This is a genomic window from Galbibacter sp. L-19 (genome assembly GCF_056857615.1).
In genome coordinates this window covers 294175-308714 of the sequence record NZ_JBSXNL010000067.1, presented here as the reverse complement: position 1 = coordinate 308714, position 14540 = coordinate 294175, and the positions used below count along the sequence as shown (strand labels likewise).

12 protein-coding genes are annotated in these 14540 nt (G+C 32.0%); 4 read left to right on the top strand and 8 right to left on the bottom strand.

Going from position 1 to position 14540, the window contains the following annotated elements; translation table 11 throughout:
- Window positions 1-36 precede the first annotated feature (36 nt).
- Window positions 37-1485, top strand: coding sequence for a SusD/RagB family nutrient-binding outer membrane lipoprotein (locus AC13CQ_RS14680; protein WP_474506599.1), 1449 nt, complete (start codon window positions 37-39; stop codon window positions 1483-1485).
- A gap of 179 nt (window positions 1486-1664) precedes the next feature.
- Here the strand turns inward: AC13CQ_RS14680 and AC13CQ_RS14675 are convergent, their stop codons facing one another.
- The 4 genes from AC13CQ_RS14675 to pta form a co-directional block, all read right to left on the bottom strand.
- Window positions 1665-2852, bottom strand: a complete 1188-nt coding sequence (locus tag AC13CQ_RS14675) for an acetate/propionate family kinase (RefSeq protein ID WP_008614645.1) — start codon at window positions 2850-2852, stop codon at window positions 1665-1667.
- 179 nt (window positions 2853-3031) lie between these two features.
- Window positions 3032-3316 (bottom strand): helix-turn-helix domain-containing protein, encoded by a 285-nt coding sequence (locus tag AC13CQ_RS14670; protein ID WP_474506600.1) that lies wholly within the window; start codon window positions 3314-3316, stop codon window positions 3032-3034.
- An 8-nt stretch (window positions 3317-3324) separates the two neighbouring features.
- The gene (locus AC13CQ_RS14665) at window positions 3325-3657 is read right to left on the bottom strand and encodes a type II toxin-antitoxin system RelE/ParE family toxin (RefSeq protein WP_474506601.1); all 333 of its coding nucleotides are present in this window, start codon (window positions 3655-3657) and stop codon (window positions 3325-3327) included.
- Window positions 3658-3755: 98 nt separating this feature from the next.
- Window positions 3756-5849 (bottom strand): phosphate acetyltransferase, encoded by a 2094-nt coding sequence (gene pta / locus AC13CQ_RS14660; protein ID WP_474506602.1) that lies wholly within the window; start codon window positions 5847-5849, stop codon window positions 3756-3758.
- 212 nt (window positions 5850-6061) lie between these two features.
- On the opposite strand from pta, the gene hutI reads away from it, so the two are divergent.
- Window positions 6062-7297, top strand: coding sequence for an imidazolonepropionase (hutI, locus tag AC13CQ_RS14655; RefSeq protein WP_474507681.1), 1236 nt, complete (start codon window positions 6062-6064; stop codon window positions 7295-7297).
- A gap of 122 nt (window positions 7298-7419) precedes the next feature.
- On the opposite strand, the gene AC13CQ_RS14650 is transcribed toward hutI, so the two are convergent.
- Window positions 7420-9456, bottom strand: coding sequence for a PorP/SprF family type IX secretion system membrane protein (locus tag AC13CQ_RS14650; RefSeq protein WP_474506604.1), 2037 nt, complete (start codon window positions 9454-9456; stop codon window positions 7420-7422).
- Between the two features lie 34 nt (window positions 9457-9490).
- On the bottom strand, window positions 9491-11644 hold the full coding sequence (locus tag AC13CQ_RS14645) for a T9SS type B sorting domain-containing protein (RefSeq protein WP_474506605.1): 2154 nt from the start codon (window positions 11642-11644) through the stop codon (window positions 9491-9493).
- Between the two features lie 342 nt (window positions 11645-11986).
- Between AC13CQ_RS14645 and AC13CQ_RS14640 the strand changes: the two genes are divergently transcribed.
- Window positions 11987-12496, top strand: coding sequence for a phosphoglycerate mutase family protein (locus AC13CQ_RS14640; protein ID WP_008614638.1), 510 nt, complete (start codon window positions 11987-11989; stop codon window positions 12494-12496).
- A gap of 277 nt (window positions 12497-12773) precedes the next feature.
- Here the strand turns inward: AC13CQ_RS14640 and AC13CQ_RS14635 are convergent, their stop codons facing one another.
- The gene (locus AC13CQ_RS14635) at window positions 12774-13508 is read right to left on the bottom strand and encodes a DUF6503 family protein (RefSeq protein WP_335589094.1); all 735 of its coding nucleotides are present in this window, start codon (window positions 13506-13508) and stop codon (window positions 12774-12776) included.
- A gap of 302 nt (window positions 13509-13810) precedes the next feature.
- On the opposite strand from AC13CQ_RS14635, the gene smpB reads away from it, so the two are divergent.
- Window positions 13811-14269, top strand: a complete 459-nt coding sequence (gene smpB, locus AC13CQ_RS14630; protein WP_335589093.1) for an SsrA-binding protein SmpB — start codon at window positions 13811-13813, stop codon at window positions 14267-14269.
- Here smpB and AC13CQ_RS14625 read toward each other — a convergent pair whose 3' ends face one another.
- Window positions 14270-14533 (bottom strand): hypothetical protein, encoded by a 264-nt coding sequence (locus tag AC13CQ_RS14625; protein ID WP_008614635.1) that lies wholly within the window; start codon window positions 14531-14533, stop codon window positions 14270-14272. It abuts the gene before it with no gap.
- Between the last annotated feature and the right edge of the window lie 7 nt (window positions 14534-14540).

Genomic DNA, 14540 nt, shown 5'->3' with positions numbered 1-14540 from the left:
TATTTGGATGTTCCATATGACAAAAAAAATAAACACATGAAAAATATTAAACATAGTCTATACATCCTACTAGCTTTTCTAGTGTTAAGTTGTAGTAAAACTGAAGATTTACAAGATGATGAAAACAGAGCAACAGCGGTTAGTCCGGAATTAATACTAACCAATGTAGAGGTTTCGGCTTTTAATAATATCAGTCTAAGCGCTGGTCTCGCATCTCGTTATCTTACTAATACTAATGGGGTTAATTCTAATCAATATTATAATTGGCAAAGATCTGATTATAGCACTTATGACGATTTAAAGCAAGTGAGTAAAATGATTGAAGAAGCTAAAAGAACGGAGATAGAAGTCTATCAAATTTTAGCTAAATTCTTTAATTCTTACTTTATTGTTTCACTCACTGAAACATTTGGAGATGTTCCTTATTTGGAAGCAATTAATGCTTCTGAAGGAAATTACACCCCTGCTTATGACACACAAAAATCTATCTACATAAAAGTCTTAAACGACCTTAAAAGCGCATCAGACCAATTAATAGCAAATGATGAAACTATTTTAGGAGATGTTATTTATGATGGAGATAAATTAAAATGGAGAAAACTTATCAATTCTTATTATTTAAGGATTTTGATGAATTTATCTAAAAAAGAAAATGTAGCAGAACTGAATATTAAAAATAGATTTAATGAAGTCTTTACTAATCCTTCAAAATATCCAATATTCGAATCCAATGACGATAATGGGGCGCTACATTTCTATAATATTCAAGACAATAGATATCCTCTTCAAAATAATAATGATTTACAAACGGCCTATTATTTAGAGGAAAGTTTTGTAGAACGTTTGCAAGACTTTCAAGATCCGAGACTCTTTACTTTTGCTGAAAAAAAACCAAATGGAAATAATCTTCCAGATGATGATTTTAATGCTTATGGAGGTCTTTATGGAAGTGGAGATTTAAATACAAACGTTTCTAAAGCTGTAAATGGAGAAGCTTCTAGAGTTCACCCTAGGTATTTTAACGATCCTGAAAATGAGCCAAGTTTATTAATAAGTTATGCTGAAGTAGAATTTATATTAGCAGAAGCTACCGTTAGAAACTGGATAAATTCTAATGCAGAAACGCATTACAAAAATGGTATTCAAGCCTCACTTAACTTCTACAACATTTCTGAGACTGATGCATATCTAAACAATCCAAAAATTGAACTAAGCACAGGAAATGAAATTAAAGCTATTCTAACTCAAAAGCATATAGCTATGTATTTAAATACAGGTTGGCAGTCATTTTTTGAACAAAGAAGAACTGGCTTTCCAGAATTTAATACCGATGGAACTGGAATTCTAAACAGTGGAAACATTCCTAAACGATGGATGTATCCTGCCAATGAAGCCACCAATAACGGGGAGAACTTAAATTCGGCTATTAATAGGCAATTCCCAAATGGAGATACTATAAATGGAGAAATGTGGATTTTAAAATAACTAAAAATCCCTCGTTATTTATTTAACGAGGGATTTTTTTTACTAAGTTAAATCAACTACCTCGAGGCAAGCCTACGAGGTGTTCAAAGGAAAATAATTTAATCCACTTCGACGTAGAACACTTTGATATACTCAGAACTGACTCTGGGGAAAAAACCCTCAATAAAGGATTCTATATATCAATTTATTAATCTATAGGTGTCTTTCGCTATTTCTAGTTCCTCTTGAGTTGGAATTACCAACACCAATACTTTTGAAGTTTCTTTACTAATAATTCTATTTTCAGAAGAACGAACATTGTTTTTATAATCTTCTAGTTCTATTCCTAAATAACTCATATCATCACAAATAAGCTTTCTTAAAACGCTACTATTCTCTCCTACTCCCGCAGTAAAAACAATAGCATCTACTCCATTTAATACCGCTGCATAAGCCCCAATATATTTTTTAATTCGGTAAGCATTCATTTCTAAAGCAAGTTGGCATTCTCTATTTCCTTCTGCTGCTTTTTCTTCAATAATTCGTAAATCGCTATAACCTGTTAAGCCCAACATCCCACTTTTCTTATGGAGTACTTCACTAACTTCATCTAAAGAATACCCGAGGGTATTGACCATATAAAAAATAATTGCTTGATCTATATCTCCACTTCGAGTCCCCATAACAAGTCCATTTACAGGGGCAAATCCCATAGAGTGATCTACACTTTTTCCATTTTTAACAGCCGTTATACTACAACCATTTCCTAAGTGAACAGTAATTAATTTTGATTTCTTTTTACTGATAAAATCCTTAGCTTTCTCTGCTACGTATTTATGACTTGTTCCATGAAAACCATACACACGGATGTAATTCTCGTCTAACAATTTATTAGGAATTGCATAACGATATGCTTTTTCTGGTAAAGTTTGATGAAATGCTGTATCAAAAGCAGCTATTTGTGTAGTGCCAGGAAATACTTCTTCTGCAACTTCAATTCCAGTGTAATTATGCGGATTATGAAGTGGCGCTAAAGAAAACAAACGTTTTATTGTCTTTTTTACTTCAGCATCAATTACAATAGTATCCGAAAAATCTTTTCCGCCATGAACTACTCTATGTCCAATAGCATCAATATCTTCAATACTTTTTATAGCTCCTTTTTCTTCATCCAAAAGTAATGCTGCTACTTTTTTCAAACCAACTTCATGGTTTTCAATAGGCATTATTTCAAAGAAATTCATCTTTTTAGATTTATAGTGAAGCGCTGCATTATCAAGTCCAATTGCTTCAACTAATCCAGAAGCTACAACAATCTCACCGGGCATTTTTATAAGTTGAAATTTTATTGAAGAACTTCCTGAATTGATAACTAATATTTTTTTCATCTCTATTTTAATTATTGTAAAGATGGAATTCCATCTTAAATTGTTTTAGACTACGAACAGTTATTGGTATTACACACAAACAACCTTTCTATTTAACATAGACTAAACCTTTATTTATTTTCTTTTAAATTAAACATCTAAACGTTATTTTTTAAAACCAATGCTAGATTTCCGTACTTCTATTCAGTCTTTAATTCAATTGATATCCCCAAAGCATTAGCTAGTAAAGCAAAATTGGACAAACGTATATCTTCTCCGTTTTCAATCCTTGATATATAAGGCCTTTTTTTTCCGACTTTTTCAGCTAAATTCTCTTGGCTCATATGAAGTTCCTTTCTTCTATTTTTAATAATTTCACCAAAATAATAGGAAAAAGCATCTTCTCTAAATTTTTCACGCTCTTTTGTCCCCTCTTTTCCGTATCTATCGGCAATTAAATCTTTTACATTTATTGACTTCCCCATAATTGCTTTTATTTTAAATAATCTTCTAATATCTTTTCGGCTAATTTAACCGCTTTTATATAGTCTTTTTTGGATTTTTTCTGAAACCCACAAAGACACACAGCTTTAGTGCATTCTGCAAAATTTAAATGATCAATCGCAAAAATCACAATTCTAATTTCATTAGCCGTTTTAATTCGTAATTCATAAAATTGTGTCGATTGTAGTTTCTTAAGAAAATTTGTATTTACTACTCTCACCTCCCCTATAACTTCAAGGAGTTGAAAGAATTTAAGTGACACTCTCTCACTTTGATTATCTATAAATTCTAGACACTCTTCAGTTATATCAATTTTCCTCACATCAACAAATGTAACGAATTAGTTACAAATCCATTTCAATTTTAATTAATATTTCATAGACCAAATTTTTAGTATAAAACATAACATACTATTAGGAATTATATTCCTTGTGCTTGAATAGCGGTAATAATAACTGTATTAAAAATATCATCTACCGTACAACCACGACTCAAATCGTTTACTGGTTTATTTAAACCTTGCAACATCGGTCCTATTGCCAATGCGCCTGTTTCTCTTTGCACCGCCTTGTAGGTATTGTTTCCTGTATTTAAATCTGGAAAAATTAGCACACTTGCTTGTCCAGCCACTTCAGAGTCTGGTAACTTACTCTTTCCTACAGTAATATCTACAGCAGCATCATATTGGATTGGCCCTTCCACTTTTAAATCAGGGCGCTTTTTCTTTATCATTTCTGTAGCTTGACGCACTCTATCTACATCTGCTCCTTTCCCCGAAGTTCCAGAAGAATAAGATAACATCGCAATTTTAGGTGCTATTCCAAACGCTTTACTACTATCTGCAGATGATATGGCTATTTCTACAAGCTCCTCCGCAGTAGGATTTGGATTAATAGCACAATCGCCAAAAATAGAAACACGGTCTTCTAAACACATAAAAAATATGGAAGACACCACAGATACGCCTGGTTTTGTTTTTATAAATTGTAAAGCCGGTCTAATTGTATGTTGTGTGGTATGTACTGCTCCAGAAACCATTCCGTCGGCATGACCTTTATATATCATCATGGTTCCGTAATAAGAAACATCTGTCATCCAATCGCGAGCAATATCCATATTTACATTTTTATGCTTCCGAAGCTCATAGAAAGTCTCTGCATAATCATCAAAGTATTCCGATTTAATTGGGTCTATTATTTCTATTTTATCAATATTTATTTCTATTCCGAGCGTAGTTATTTTATTTATTATTTTTTCTCGGTCGCCCAACAGTGTTATATCCACAATATCAATTGCTAATAAACGTGCTGTAGCATTTAAAACTCGGTCGTCTATTCCTTCGGGAAGAACTATTCTTTTTTTCTGCTGACGCGCTTTTGTTATGAGTCCGTATTGAAACATTCTTGGTGTAATTCCTTTGGGCTTAAAACTAATAAGTCGTTCTGCAAGCGTATCAATAGACACATACTTTTCAAAAGTACTAATAGATGTTTCTATCTTCGGAATGCTATCGGCATAAATATTAGATTTAATACTCCCTACCTGATTGGTAACACTAAAAGTCCCTCCTTCTACAGATACAATAGGAACTACTTGAGACAAACCATCTATTAATTTTAATATGGGTTCTTCAGGAATCAAACCTCCTGTTAATATAATTCCCGAAATACGTGGGTAATTACTAGAAATATTGGCTTGTAAAGCTCCTAAAATAATATCCGCACGGTCTCCTGGGGTTATTACTAAACTATTTTGTTTTAATTTGGTAATATAATTTCGAAGCTGCATTGCTCCAACTCCAAAACTTCCTGTTTGATTGTCTAAAAATTCATCTCCAAATAGCACTTTTCCATCTAGTTCTTCAACTATTTCTTTAATGGTTGGATGTGCCAAAGTTTCAATTCTAGGAATCGCAAAAACTTCTACTTCATCTGGTAAAAATTCTTGTAAAATTTGTTTTGCTATTGTAAGATTATCAGGACTAATTTTGTTAGCAATCAACGCCATCACATTCACGTCTTTATTTACAAATGAATGATATGCCAATTGTAAACTTCCCGCTAAATCTTCTTTTGTTTTGTTCACTCCACTGGCTACTAATATAGCTGGGAGACCCAAATTTTTTGCTATTAATACATTAACATCAAATTCAAAAACACTTCCTTCACCAGAAAAATCAGAGCCTTCTACCAAAATAAAATCAAAACGCTCTTCTAAACGCTTGTATTTCTGTATTATAGTATCAATTATCTCTCCCGATTTTCCAGTATTTCGCTTCTGTATAACCTCATTTCTAGTATAAGCAAATGCTTCTTCATAAGATAAATCAACATCAAAATAGGAAAGTACTGTAGAGATATGATTGTCTTTCCCTCCTTTTTTATCTTCATTAATTATAGGTCTGAAATAACCAACTTTAGCTGTTTTTCCTAATAACGTACGCATTAGACCTAGTGTAACTAAAGATTTTCCACTATCCGACTCTAAAGTTGCAATATAAATACCTTTATTCATCTGCTAATTTTTATTGTTTTTCAATGGTCAGATGTAATGCCCTTAACTATCATATTAATTGGTTTCCAAATTTGTTAATAGGCATTTCATACCAATATTTTATGGTTTCTATCAATAGCGAGGGAAACTATCTATAAATTATACATCAAAATTAAGCTATATAAAAGTGCAATCCTAAATGTTTTAATACCTTTAACGCTCAAATCGATATTATGAGAATATTATACATAAATATAAAAGAATTATTACAGGTTAGAGAAGAAAATACCTATAAAATTAGCGGGAAAGAGATGAGTAAACTTCCCACTATAAAAAATGCTTTCTTACTTATTGAAGATGATTTAATAAAAGATTTTGGTCCGATGGAAACTTTATCTATCGATGCTGTGGATAAGACCATTGATGTAACTGGTAGGATAATTCTCCCTTCTTGGTGCGATAGTCATACACATCTTATATATGCCGGAAATAGGGAACAAGAATTTGTAGACCGTATTAACGGACTCACCTATGAGGAAATTGCCAATAAAGGTGGCGGTATTTTAAATTCGGCTAAAACACTGCAAGAAACTTCCGAAGAAGAACTTTATGAGCAATCTTGTAAGCGACTAGAAACTGTTATGAAAATGGGAACTGGGGCTATAGAAATTAAAAGCGGCTATGGTCTAACAGTTGAAGCCGAACTAAAAATGCTAAAGGTTATTGAGCTACTCAAACAGAATTATAATATAGCTATAAAAAGTACTTTTTTAGGGGCTCATGCTGTACCTTCGGAATATAAAAATAATAAGCAAGCTTATATTGATAAGATTATTAATGAGATTCTTCCAGAGGTAGCAAAAGCTAATTTAGCAGAATATATTGATGTTTTTTGTGAAGAAGGTTATTTTTCTGTAGCAGATATGGAAGCTATTCTGGAAGCTTCAAAAGAGTATCATCTAATCCCGAAAGTTCATGTAAATCAGTTTAATGCTATTGGAGGGATTAAAGCTTCTGTTAAACTCAACGCTTTAAGTGTAGACCATTTGGAAGTTATGAAAGAGGAAGATATTGAAGCCCTAAAAAACACGGAAACCATGCCAGTTGGGTTACCTCTGTGCTCTTATTTTTTGAGTATTCCTTATGCGCCTGCAAGAAAAATGATTGATAGCGGACTCCCATTTGCGCTTGCAACCGACTATAATCCGGGTTCTTCGCCTAGTGGAAATATGAATTTAGTAGTAGCCACAGCATGTATTAAAATGAGAATTACTCCAGAAGAAGCTATAAATGCAGCTACCATTAATGGTGCCTATGCTATGGGACTTTCAAAAACTCATGGAAGTATTACCAAAGGAAAAAAAGCAAACTTTATAATTACTAAAGAAATTCCTTCCTACGGATACTTACCTTATGATTTTGGCAATACTAATATAGAAACTGTTGTCCTAAACGGAATCACTATCTAAATAATACACTCTATAGAATAGTTAGTAAACTTTATCTTATAAAATGGAAAAGGCTCCTTTTTTTCAAAAGGAGCCAAGCCTAACAGTTTTAAATCTATCTATCTATCTATTATGAAAGGCTTTTACTTAACCCATAGTACCCATTTATCTTCAAAATAAGTACCGTTGATATTATTTCGCTGCAAACTTTTTATCGTAAGATAGCGATTTGCTTTATACAAATATACATAGTAATAATTATTTTCTGGATTTAAAAAGAATTTTGGTTCAAATCCATTAGTTTTTAACTTTTCAATAAAGTCATTAAAATAATGTTCTTGAGAAAAAACATTAACCACTAAATAGAATCCCTTTTCAATTCCTGGTGCACTATTTATAGTTTTATAACTTACATCTTTTCCAAAAACTTCCGATGTAATTGCTGTAGAATCAATAGATTTAGTGTCTATTGTATTTGCCACAGAATCACTCCTTCTTAAAAACTCCTGATATTCTGCCTCTATTTTCTCGGCTTCAGTTTGTTGTTTTACCGCTACATTTTCCGAAATTTCATTATTTATTTCAGAAGTTTGAGCTAATTTACTTTCTTCTTCTTTAGAATTTATCTTACTATTAAACTCTTCCTGCGCTGCCTTAGCATAATCTTCTGCATCTGCTTCATATACTTTTACAGTTTCATTTTCTGTAACTTCGGTTTGTTTTCTAGCTACTTCTACTGAGTTTTCTCCTGAAAGATCATCTTTCTGATTTCCTCCATATACAGCATAACCAGTTACTGTAGCTTTTTCAGTAGACACTTCTTTTTCAATTTTTTCTGAAGATTTTTTATCTGCAACAACTATTTCTGCAGAAGGTTTTTCTGAATTTGCATTAGAATTTTCTTGCTTAGCTAACGTTTTATCACTAGCGCTTATTCCTACAACTTCTTCGGTTTTTTCTGCTGACTTTACTCCTGTATTCTCTATTTTGTCTACAGAACTAGTAGTCGATTTTTCCTTAGCTGATTTACCCGAAGTACTTTTAGCAGTAGCTTCTCCTCCATATAAAGCATATTTTGAAGTAGCATCTGTTGAAGGTTTTGCTGTTTCCGTTACTTTTTCTTCTACACTATCATTAATTATTCTATTGGCATCCTCTTCTCTGCGCCTTTTTATTTCTTCTGAAGAAATATAATCTTCTTCATTTATATTTTTAGAAGTTACTGCTTTTCCTCCGCTTGGAGCTGGATTCTTACGCATTTTTCTAGGTCCCAATTCAATCGACGCAATTGCTTCATAAGTTCCTCCGAAAGAATTATTAGTTTTACTGGTTCCTGTTTCATATACCACACCAATACTAATACCATCTCCTATTTTAACTCCTATTCCTCCAGAAACTCCAAAAGTAGTATTATAACCCGCTTGAAACCAACCAGTATACGGAAGATCTATTGTTGAGTTAAATCCAAATTGAAAATCGTCATTAGGTTGTGTTTTTCCATACACTAAGTTTCGCCATTTTGCATCCTCCATAAAACCTACAGCATCATCAAAAGTTTTAGTATACCCCAATTGACCTGAAAATATTTTATCAGAAAAATCGGTTATGGTATTAGAATCGTTGAAGTTATAATCAAAGATATTTTCAGCATAAATTCCGATATCAAAACTATTAACCGAAAGATTAATCCCAGGCATAACCAACATTAAAAAATCGTCTTGATTTTCTAAAACAACAGGGTCTGGCTCTGTAGAACTAATTGCTCCTTTGTTTAATCCACGTCTAAAAAGTGTAGTATTCATCCCAACACTTAACGTAATATTATCTGTAAACTTAACGCCATAAGCATAGTTAAGTATTAATCCAGAATCTACCAGAAGTCCTAAATTTTGCTGATAAAGCCCTAACCCAGCACCAGAATTCTCACTTACTTTTCCAGAATAACTTAATAAATAGGTTTGTGGAGAGTTTTCAATACCCGTCCATTGAATCCGACTCCAAAAGCTCACAGCCTTGGTGTCGTTTCGCACAAAACTATACGTAGGATTCACCAAAAATTTGTTGTATTTGGTTAGGTTGTGCTGTCTCCAATCTACAATAGCGCTCGTATTTTCTACCTGAGAAAATAGCACGTAGGATGCTAAGAGCAAACCGATAGTAAGCAGGTATCTTTTAATCATACAGAACTAAACTAATTTGGGGTTAATTCTAGTTTCAGTTCACTAATGTAATAGAACCTTTTTTAATATTCTTACCTTTTTTGTTAACAAAGTAATAGAAAACTGGAGTTTCTGTAGTTTTATTTAATGAAGTATCAGGCCAATTATTATCGTATTTATTTGTTTTTAAGACAGTTGACCCATAGGAGTCGCATATAACAACCTCTACCTCTGGGTCGTTAATAAATTTTTGTGGAAGTGTCCATTTATCGTTTACCGAATCATCATTTGGGCTAATTACATTCGGAATTTCAACTACATCATTAGAAATAACCTCTACAGTTTTCTCAATAACACATTCGCCAATTTTAGCATACAAAGTATAAATTCCTTCTTCTGCAATAGAAAATGTTGCTGTTTTACTTAAGATATTTCCCTCAGCATCAATCCATTCATAACTTTCTCCTCCAGTAGCATTTGCCTCTACTATTCTATCTGGAGAAATTGTAATTTTTTCCCCTGGATAAACCTCTACTAAGTCTTCTGTATTTCTATTTAAGGATATAGATTTTGAAGTAATTGCACACCCTCCAAAACTAACTTCTACTTTAAAATCCCCTACATGAGTTGTTGTAAGTGTATTCTCTAATCCTGAAGCAACCAAGTTTTCGTTATTATACCAGTTATAAGTAGCGCCTTCAATTTTTGTAGCCGATATAATTCCTTGTGGTTCACTACATGTAATCTCTTTTTCTGTATTTAAAGTAACATCTGGTAAACCTAAAATTATTTCCTGAGCATTAGATTCGAAAGTTTTACCTTTATAAGTAACTTCTAATTTATAAACTCCATTATCTTTATATGTAACTGGAAAAGAAGTGTTTGTAGTTTTTAAATAAGCACCATCTTTTAACCACTTTAGATTGAAGTTATGGAAAAAATCTTGCTGAATAGTAATCTCATCCCCGTTATTCAAGGTTCCTTTTAAACTTGTAATAGCAAGATTGCTAGCAGTTGTTATACATGCATCATAAGCACTGGTTGGTTTAATTTCCGCAGCAAAAGAAATTGGCTCGAAAATTTTAAAACTAGGCGACTTAATATTCCCTTCACAATCATTACCAGAAGAAACTTCTGCATAATACTCCCCTTCTTTATCTACAATTAATGTGGCGTTATTATAGCTGTTTTTTAATGGTTGTCCATCTTTATACCATAAAATTTCTGCCCCCTTATTATTTGTTTTAATAGATAAGGTTGCCGTATTATCACCAATAATCACTGCGTTTAAAGGAGATGTAACTTCTACTATTGTTGATTTATTTTGTAAAATACTAACCTCACTTGAAGAAGAAGTACACCCTCCCTCATTTGTTACTTCTACTCTATAAGAACCAAAATTTTCTGCTTCATTATTTAATTCTATTTTTGGTGTATAGGCTGGCAACTCACCTATTTTCTCTTCATTTTTATACCAAGTATAAATATAATTTTCATTGTCAATAGAAGCTTCTAAAACTATTGGAGAATTAGAACAAGGCTCTACGCTTTTATTTCCCAAAATAGCTACTTCAAAATTCTCCCCTTTCCCTACAATCACTAAATTTGAATACAAACTCCCTGTACAATTTCCATAGTAAGGCTCTGCGTAATATTCACCAGGCTCAGAAACTGTAAGAAAATTATCTGAAGACACTTTTAAAATCTCTCCATTTTTATACCATATATACTCCTTAGCAATATCTTTATTTAATTTAATTGTAGCTCCAGAAGTACTACAAAGACTAATATCTTTATAATCGTTTAAGATTAAGTTTTCGTTTGGAACAAAGAAAGCATCAAAAGCTGGAGTTGCTTCCCCAACAATTGCTGGAGACGTTGCTCTTAACCGTAATTTATAGCCTTCGCCATAAACTTCATCAGGAAGAGAAAAAGATTCTTTGAATTCAAAAGAAAAATTCTCTCCTTCTACAGTCTTTAGAATTGTAGGATTTGAAAACGAACCATTTTTATCAGACAATTCAATATAAAACTTATTATCTGAAGCAAAAGGTTTTTCATTGAAACTAAAAGTAGCTTCAAATGTATTAAATGCATCATTTAAACAAGCGTATTCAAAAGCTAATTGAGGAGCATTGATTTTCTGACCATAGCTGTTTAAAGTAAACAGCAAAAAAATAATTGCGATTGTAGTAGTTATTTTTTTCATAAGTAGTCGATTTTAAAACATTTGGGTATTTCCTAAAATCCTTTTTTATGCAAATTCAATCAAAAACTTATCTTTTTTATCAATTTTGCATATATCAAATATATTAAACAAAAAATAATAATCGTTTAAAAACCTATATTTTCGATGAAATGCACATTTTTTTAAGTCTACTAAAGCAAGAATTGTGATAAAAAAAAGAATGATCCCACAAAAAAACCCTTATTTACAGCTATTTAAAGTCGAAAATTAGATAAGAATGGATATCTAGAAGTTTTTTATTGCTTAATAAGCGCAATACGCTATTTTTGAAAGAAGAATTAAATACCACTAAATATTATCTACATGAAACCTTTTTTTCTGTTACTATTAAGTATTGCTTTATGGAGCTGCAACCCTTCCACTCCCGAAACTAAAAACACCACTACTACTTTTTACTTAATAAGGCATGCAGAAAAGAATAGAGAAAATCCAGATGAAAAGAATCCTGAACTAACAGAAAAAGGCTTGGTTAGAGCAAAAAAATGGAGTGAAGTTTTAAAAAACATACCCTTTGACGCCATATACTCTACAGAATACACTAGGACAATAGAAACAGCCTCTCCCACAGCATACAACAATAATTTGGACATCTTAAAATATGAGCCTGAAAACTTAAACACCTTAGAAATATTCAAAAAAGGATATAAAAATGTGTTAGTAGTAGGGCACAGCAACACGGTTCCAAAATTAGTAAACAAGCTCTTAAAAGAAGATAGGTATGAAGATATTGAAGACACTAATAATGGAAACCTATATATTGTAACTCTAGTTAACCAAAAAGTTGTGTCGGTAAATCTTTTGTCTATTAATTAAAAAGACAGCCTCTTAAATTTATAATTAAAACTCATTAATGTCCGAGTAAAAATACAAGACCGCTTCGCTGTAAGAGAAAAGAACAAAAACTAAATCTTAGCTATTACAAAACGAGTAGCTTAAAGAAACAACAATACTAAACTCCTTTTTTTATTCATTTTTATTAGGGGGGGGCTATTTTAAAAACCTCTATTAACCCTTGATGTATGTGGAATGCAATAAACGCAGTCTGCTTTTATCGGACAACAATAACTAAAATTACAGAACCCTAATAAAACTACTCCTTAACCGTTACGTTCTCTAATTCTATTTTAGATAATAATTCTAATTTACCAGCATCAAAAAGACTGTCTAACTCAATCAATTTAGAAGCTTTAGAAACTGGCTTATAATTATTGTAATCCACAAAGTCGATTCCTTTAATGACTCTCCTATTATAAGCCTCTCGGAAACGCATTCCTCCTTCGTTTACATGGTACTCGTACGCTAGGTAATCTGTCTTAAAAGTTTCTTTATTCACCCAATATATAAAAACATCTTCAAAGTCTTCTCCGCCACCTTCTTGATCAAACCACACTTTAATTTTAAAGTAAGACACCCCTTTAATAGTCGCTTCTCCTAACAATTTTTTATTAACAGCTTGCCCATCCAAACCATTAGGCAAATACGCAAAGTAATGCACCGAGTTTACACTGTTTTTATACTTGTTTTTAGTTGAATCTGCCAACACCACTTCCTTTCCGTTAATAAGTCTAGTAAAGCCGGTATTAGTAATAATATCTGTGGTAGTAACCGAATCCTGAATAATTCTTTTTAATTCAAATTTTCCGTTATCATGATAGGATTCATATTTTTTATCTCTAAAATCAAAAGAAACATGCTTCTTATTTAAATTCTTCATGCCAGAAGCTTGAATGGTCTTATTAATAATACTAGCAGCATCTTCTTTTTGTGCGCAAGCAACACATAAAACTGTAATAAAAATAATTAAAGAAAAGTGTTTTACATTCATTTTAATCCTTGTATTTTTTTATAAATGAACTCGTTTATACCTTTTTTAATTCCTAAAAAATGACTGAAATTTACTTATATCTAACTACTTTTCTTATACGCAGCCATGCTATGCCTTTCAAAAAGCATCTCATCTAAATAAATTTCAGTTTATTTTCGGTTAAAACAAAAAGTATAAACGAGTTCAATAAGACGCAAATATATTGTTTTGATTACACAAAAAAACGACTTACTTTATAAATCCATCTTAAAATAGAAGAATTAAATATTGCGATTCAATAATTGTTCTTATTTTTGACGCTTATGCAGAATAATGTTAACATAAAGAATAAAAAGGCTCGTTTTGAATATGAGATTTTAGACAAGTACATTGCTGGTATTGTTTTATCGGGTACTGAAATAAAATCGATTCGTCAAAGCAGGGCTTCTATTGCTGAAAGTTTTTGTGAGTTCAACGAAAAAGGAGAACTCTTTGTAATTAATATGACGGTTGAAGAATATACACACGCTACACATTTTAACCACCAACCAAAAAGCGCTCGTAAATTATTACTTAATAAACGAGAACTAAAAAAGTGGCATAAAGCGGTAAAAGTATCTGGAAACACCATCGTTCCTTTACGATTATTCGTTAATGATAAAGGTCTTGCTAAAATGCAAATAGCTTTAGCAAAAGGTAAAAAACTTTATGATAAGCGAGAAACCATTAAAGACCGAGACAACAAACGAAACCTAGATAGGGTCAAAAAGGCTTACAATTAATTAGTCTTCTGAATTAACAGAACCATTAGCTTCTGCCAACTCTTTAGGCTTTTTCCAAAATATCAAACAAATTCCTCCTGAGATTAAGGAGCTTATAATAACACCTACAATTAGGATGTTTCTCCCTGGGTTATCTTGATCCAATGTGTAATTCAACACCCCAAAAAGCACAATTCCCAATATTACATCTAGCACCAATTGGATAATCCAATATGCCCAAATTCCTTTTTTTGTAAGTTTCTTTAAAAATAATCTGTCTAACATAAAGTTT

Bases quoted from the DNA above. Each gene is read 5' to 3' on its own strand.
- pta (WP_474506602.1), bottom strand. From the start codon at position 5,849: ATGAATAAAGGTATTTATATTGCAACTTTAGAGTCGGATAGTGGAAAA.
- hutI (WP_474507681.1), top strand. From the start codon at position 6,062: ATGAGAATATTATACATAAATATAAAAGAATTATTACAGGTTAGAGAA.
- smpB (WP_335589093.1), top strand. From the start codon at position 13,811: ATGCAGAATAATGTTAACATAAAGAATAAAAAGGCTCGTTTTGAATAT.
- AC13CQ_RS14625 (WP_008614635.1), bottom strand. From the start codon at position 14,533: ATGTTAGACAGATTATTTTTAAAGAAACTTACAAAAAAAGGAATTTGG.
- AC13CQ_RS14680 (WP_474506599.1), top strand. From the start codon at position 37: ATGAAAAATATTAAACATAGTCTATACATCCTACTAGCTTTTCTAGTG.
- AC13CQ_RS14650 (WP_474506604.1), bottom strand. From the start codon at position 9,456: ATGATTAAAAGATACCTGCTTACTATCGGTTTGCTCTTAGCATCCTAC.
- AC13CQ_RS14645 (WP_474506605.1), bottom strand. From the start codon at position 11,644: ATGAAAAAAATAACTACTACAATCGCAATTATTTTTTTGCTGTTTACT.
- AC13CQ_RS14670 (WP_474506600.1), bottom strand. From the start codon at position 3,316: ATGGGGAAGTCAATAAATGTAAAAGATTTAATTGCCGATAGATACGGA.
- AC13CQ_RS14635 (WP_335589094.1), bottom strand. From the start codon at position 13,508: ATGAATGTAAAACACTTTTCTTTAATTATTTTTATTACAGTTTTATGT.
- AC13CQ_RS14675 (WP_008614645.1), bottom strand. From the start codon at position 2,852: ATGAAAAAAATATTAGTTATCAATTCAGGAAGTTCTTCAATAAAATTT.
- AC13CQ_RS14640 (WP_008614638.1), top strand. From the start codon at position 11,987: ATGAAACCTTTTTTTCTGTTACTATTAAGTATTGCTTTATGGAGCTGC.